We start from the raw sequence: 4,733 nt of genomic DNA on the forward strand, positions 1-4,733 counted from the left end.
GCCCCGCGATCCGCCCCCTCGCCCCAGGAAGAGGAATGGCCATGACCGGCACGCAGCGTCAGATCAAGATGGTGGGCTTCCTGCAGGCGCAGAACTGCTCCATCGCGCCCGGCTCCTGGCGGCATCCGGCCGGGGCCACCGACTTCACCTCGCCGGAGTATTTCCAGCGCCTGGGCCGCGTCATGGAGGAGGGCAAGTTCCACATGACCTTCTTCGACGACCGCCTGGCGCTGCCCGACATCTTCAACGACGACTATCGCGACGCGGTGGCCAACGGCGTGCGCGTGGTGAAGATGGACCCGGTCTCGATCATCACCATGATCGGCGCCGTGACCAGCCGGCTCGGCCTCGGCATCACCTATTCGACCACCTACTACGAGCCCTTCCATGTCGCCCGCCTCTTCGGCACGCTGGACCTGATGACCAAGGGCCGCGCCGCCTGGAACGTCGTCACCTCGCTGAACAATTCGGAAGCCGCCAATTTCGGCCGCACCGAGCACCTGGCGCATGACCTGCGCTACGACCGCGCCGACGAGTTCATGGAGGTCGTCATGGGCCTCTGGGATTCCTGGGAGGACGGCGCGCTGCTGCTCGACAAGGAAAGCGGCCGCTTCGCCGACCCGGACCGCGTGCATGCGCTGAACCACAAGGGCAAGTATTTCTCGGCCAAGGGCCCGCTGCCGGTGCCGCGCTCGGCGCAGGGCTCGCCGGTGCTGATCCAGGCCGGGCAGAGCGGCCGCGGCCGCAGCTTCGCCGGCCGCTGGGGCGAGCTGATTTTCGTCGTCTATCCGAATATGGCCGTGGGACAGAAGCAGTATGGCGAGCTGAAGGCCGCCGTCGCCGCCGCCGGCCGCAACCCGGACGAGGTCAATGTCTGCCCGGCCTGCTATGTCTGCGTCGCCGACACCCAGCAGGCGGCCGAGGAGAAGCGCGAATACATCCGCGCCCTGGCCAAGCCGATCGACGCGCTGGTGCTGCTGTCGGAGGCGCTGAACTTCGATTTCGGCAGCAAGGATCTGGATTCCGTCTTCACCGACGACGAATTGCAGAAGCTGTCCTGGAGCGGCTTTCGCGACCGCGTTGTGACGCTTTCCGGCAAGCCCAATCCCACGGTGCGCGACTTCGTGCATTTCTCGGGCCGCGGCACCATTGGCGAATTCCCGATCTTCTGCGGCACGCCGAAGACCGTCGCCGACGAGATGGAAGAGTGGTTCACCTCCAAGGCCTGCGACGGCTTCGTGCTCGCGGCGACCCACACCCCCGGCGCCTTCGAGGACTTTTCCCGCTACGTGGTGCCGGAGCTGCAGCGGCGCGGCCTCTACCACAAGGACTATGCCGGCGCGACGCTGCGCGAGAATCTGGGTCTGCAGCGGCCCGAGGCCGGCGCCTGGCGCAACCCGCAGCTGCGCAAGGCCTCCTGACCATGCAGGCCCAGGCGCTGCCGCGGGTGGAGGGCCCGCCCGATGCCGCGACCTTCCGCCGCTGCATGCGCGGCCAGGCCGGCACCGTCGCCGTCATCACCTGCGGCGAAGGCGACAGCCGCACCGGGCTGACGGCCACCGCCGTCTGCCCGGTGACCGACGCGCCGCCGACCGTGCTGGTCTGCGTCAATGCCGGTGCCAGCGCACATCCGGTGATCCGCGCCACGGGCCGCTTCGGCGTCAGTTTCCTGGCTGGCGACCAGCAGGAGATCGCCGGGCGCTTCGCCGGGCGCGGCGGCGTCGCCGGCGCGGCCCGCTATGACGGCGCGGCCTGGCACCAGGCCCCCAGTGGCGCGCCGCTGCTGCAGGAGGCGCTGGTCAGCTTCGACTGCGTGCTGGAGGCCGAGCATCGCCACGGCAGCCATTCCATCTTCATCGGCCGCATCGACGCGGCGCGATGGCGCGAGGATGCGGCCCCGCTGCTCTATCTCGATGGCCGCTTCGGCCACTTCGCCGTGCCGCCATCCGCCTGAGCTTCCCAGAACGCCGTCAACGACAAGAACGATCGGGAGAGAACATCATGACCCCCAGCCGCCGCCGGCTGCTCCAGGCGACCGCCGCCGCCCCGCTCGCGCTGCCCGCGCTGCGCGGTGCCCATGCCGATGCCGCCTGGCCGAACAAGCCGGTGCGCATCGTTGTCCCCTATGCCCCCGGCGGCGGCACCGACGTCACCACCCGCGCTCTGGCCGAGGTGCTCGGCCAGAAGCTCGGCCAGACCTTCGTCATCGACAACCGCGCCGGCGCCAATGGCGTGGTGGGCTCGGAAGGCATAGCCCGCACTGCGCCGGATGGCTACAGCTTCGTCGCTGCCACCAGCACGCATGTCATGAACCGGCAGATCGTGCCGCAGCTGCCCTATCACCCGATCAACGACTTCACGCCGGTCGCCATGCTGGCGCGCTATCCGCTGGTGCTGATGACCGGCAAGGACAGCCCCTACAGGACGCTGGCCAACCTGCTGAAGGATGCCCGCGCCCAGCGTGGCCAGGTGGCCCAAGGGACCTCCGACGCGCAGTCCTCCTATTGCGCCAACAACTTCGCGCGCCAGGCCAAGGTCGAGATGGTCGAGGTGCCCTATCGCGGCAGCGGTGCCTATCTCGCCGACCTGACCGGCGGCCATCTGCCGGTCGCCTGGGGCAGCACGGCCACCGCCATGCCGCTGCTGGCTGCCGGCACGGTGCGGGTGCTCGCCATCTCCTCGCCCGAGCGCTCGCGCTTCCTGCCCGACGTGCCGACGCTGGCCGAGGGTGGCGTCGAGAACGCGGCCTTCGCCGGCTGGTTCGGCCTCTTCGCGCCGGCCAAGCTGTCGCCCGCCATCGCCGACAAGCTGAACGCCACCATCCAGCAGGCCTTCGCCGATCCGGTGATGCAGAAGCGCCTCGACAGCTTCGCCGTCGACCCGGCGCCGATGGACCGCGCCGCCTTCGCCAGCCTGCTGCTCGAGGAAGACCGCCGCTGGGAAGCCGCCGCGCGCGACAACCTGCTGCCGCGCGGCTGATCCTTTTTCCCGACCTCCCCTGACCGCATCAGGAGCCTGACTTGAACGAATATCGCATGCTCTCGACCAGCGGCATCCTCGGCTATGGCTATGCCGAGGAATCGCTGAAGATCGGCATGTCGTGGCAGCCGCATCTGATCGGCTGCGACGGCGGCAGCACCGATCCGGGCCCCTACTACCTGGGCGCGGGCAAATCCTTCACCTCGCGCCTGGCGGTCAAGCGGGACCTGCGGCTGATGCTGATCGCGGCCGTCGCCGCGCGCATCCCCTGCATCATCGGCACTTCCGGCGGCGCCGGCGGCGAGCCGCATCTGCAGGACACGGCGGCGCTCGTCCGCGAGATCGCGCGCGAGGAGGGGCTTTCCTTCAAGATGGCGCTGATCCATTCGGAGCAGTCGAAGGAATCCCTGATCGAGCGGGTCGCCGCCGGCAAGTCGCGGCCGTTGGGGAAGATGCCGCCGCTGGATGCGGACCGGATCAACCGCGCCGAGCGCATCGTCGGCATGATGGGGCCGGAGCCTTTCGTGAAGGCGCTGGACGGCGGCGCGCAGGTGATCCTGGCCGGCCGTTCCAGCGACCCGGCGCAATGGGCGGGCCCGGCCATGCGCGCCGGCATCCCGCCGGCGCCGGCCTGGTATGCCGGCAAGATGCTCGAATGCGGCGCCGAGCCCTCGGTGCCGAAGGAGCCCGACAACATCTTCCTGCGTGTGTTCGACGATCATCTGATCTGCGAGCCGCCGAATCCGATCCGCCGCTCGACGCCGCTGGCCGTCGCCAATTTCGCGCTGCACGAGAATTCCAGCCCGATCCACCACACCGAGCCGGGCGGGCTGCTCGACACCACCGACTGCGTCTTCGAGGCGGTGACCGACCGCGCCGTCAAGGTCAGCGGCATGACCTGGACGCCGGCCAAGGAATACACCATCAAGCTGGAAGGCGTGGAGCGCGCCGGCTATCGCGCCATCACCATCTGCGGCACGCGCGACCCGGTCCTCATCGGCCAGATCGACAGCTACCTGGCGACGCATCGCGAGAAGGTGGGGCTGAAGGCCGCGGCCTTCGGCGTGCCGGCGGAAGACTACGTCATGACCGTCCGCACCTATGGCAAGGACGGCGTCATGGCCGCCTGGGAGCCGGTGAAGCAGATCACCTCGCATGAGCTCGGCTTCGTCATCGAGGTGATCGGCAAGACCCAGGACATTGCGAACGCGGTGATCGCCATGGCGCGCACCTCGATGCTGCATGCCGACTTCCCCGGGCGGCTGTGCAAGGAGGGCAACATGGCCTTCCCCTTCAGCCCCTCGGACATCGAGCTCGGCCCGATGTTCCGCTTCAGCATCTTCCATGTGGTGGCGCCGAAGGACCCCTACGAGATGTTCCCGATCGAATACGAAACTGTCTGAGAAGGAACAGAAAAATGCCCCGCATCCGCGACATCGCGCAGATCTGCAAGAGCAAGAATGCCGGCCCCTTCATGGTCACCATCGACGTGCTGTTCGAGGACCATGAGCGCTACCGCAAGGTCAAGGCCACCGGCGTGCTGAACGCCGCCCTCTTCGCCCGCCTCTACGGCGTGGCGGAGGAGGACGTGCTTTTCACCCCCTACGACACTGCGGCCGCCTTCAAGGCAACCCTGCCGCGGCTGGTCCCGGCCGGCGACATCGGCGACACCGATGTCTATGGCGCGCAGCAGCACGCGCCGCTGCTGGATGTCGAGGTGCCGCTGAACGACTGAGCGGCGGCGCGTGCTGCTG

The 4,733-nt window shown here is 68.7% G+C and carries 5 protein-coding genes; all 5 read left to right on the top strand.

The genetic code is table 11. The features are described from left to right. The first annotated feature begins 41 nt into the window (after window positions 1–41). The 5 genes from BKE38_RS28255 to BKE38_RS28275 are packed head-to-tail and all read left to right on the top strand — an operon-like array spanning window position 42 to window position 4,714. Window positions 42–1,421 carry an LLM class flavin-dependent oxidoreductase gene (locus BKE38_RS28255; protein WP_076960480.1) on the top strand — a complete coding sequence of 460 codons (1,380 nt, stop codon included), beginning with the start codon at window positions 42–44 and terminating at the stop codon, window positions 1,419–1,421. 2 nt (window positions 1,422–1,423) lie between these two features. Continuing rightward, the gene (locus BKE38_RS28260; RefSeq protein ID WP_076960481.1) at window positions 1,424–1,954 is read left to right on the top strand and encodes a flavin reductase family protein; all 531 of its coding nucleotides are present in this window, start codon (window positions 1,424–1,426) and stop codon (window positions 1,952–1,954) included. A 47-nt stretch (window positions 1,955–2,001) separates the two neighbouring features. Further along, window positions 2,002–2,979, top strand: a complete 978-nt coding sequence (locus BKE38_RS28265) for a Bug family tripartite tricarboxylate transporter substrate binding protein (protein ID WP_076960482.1) — start codon at window positions 2,002–2,004, stop codon at window positions 2,977–2,979. 41 nt (window positions 2,980–3,020) lie between these two features. Continuing rightward, window positions 3,021–4,382, top strand: coding sequence for an acyclic terpene utilization AtuA family protein (locus BKE38_RS28270; protein ID WP_076960483.1), 1,362 nt, complete (start codon window positions 3,021–3,023; stop codon window positions 4,380–4,382). Window positions 4,383–4,396: 14 nt separating this feature from the next. Further along, window positions 4,397–4,714, top strand: a complete 318-nt coding sequence (locus BKE38_RS28275) for a DUF4387 domain-containing protein (protein ID WP_076960484.1) — start codon at window positions 4,397–4,399, stop codon at window positions 4,712–4,714. The last annotated feature ends 19 nt before the right edge of the window (window positions 4,715–4,733 follow it).

Source organism: Teichococcus deserti, assembly GCF_001982615.1.
In the GTDB taxonomy this organism is placed as follows: Bacteria; Pseudomonadota; Alphaproteobacteria; order Acetobacterales; family Acetobacteraceae; genus Pseudoroseomonas; species Pseudoroseomonas deserti.

Bases quoted from the DNA above. Each gene is read 5' to 3' on its own strand.
- BKE38_RS28255 (WP_076960480.1), top strand. From the start codon at position 42: ATGACCGGCACGCAGCGTCAGATCAAGATGGTGGGCTTCCTGCAGGCG.
- BKE38_RS28260 (WP_076960481.1), top strand. From the start codon at position 1,424: ATGCAGGCCCAGGCGCTGCCGCGGGTGGAGGGCCCGCCCGATGCCGCG.
- BKE38_RS28265 (WP_076960482.1), top strand. From the start codon at position 2,002: ATGACCCCCAGCCGCCGCCGGCTGCTCCAGGCGACCGCCGCCGCCCCG.
- BKE38_RS28275 (WP_076960484.1), top strand. From the start codon at position 4,397: ATGCCCCGCATCCGCGACATCGCGCAGATCTGCAAGAGCAAGAATGCC.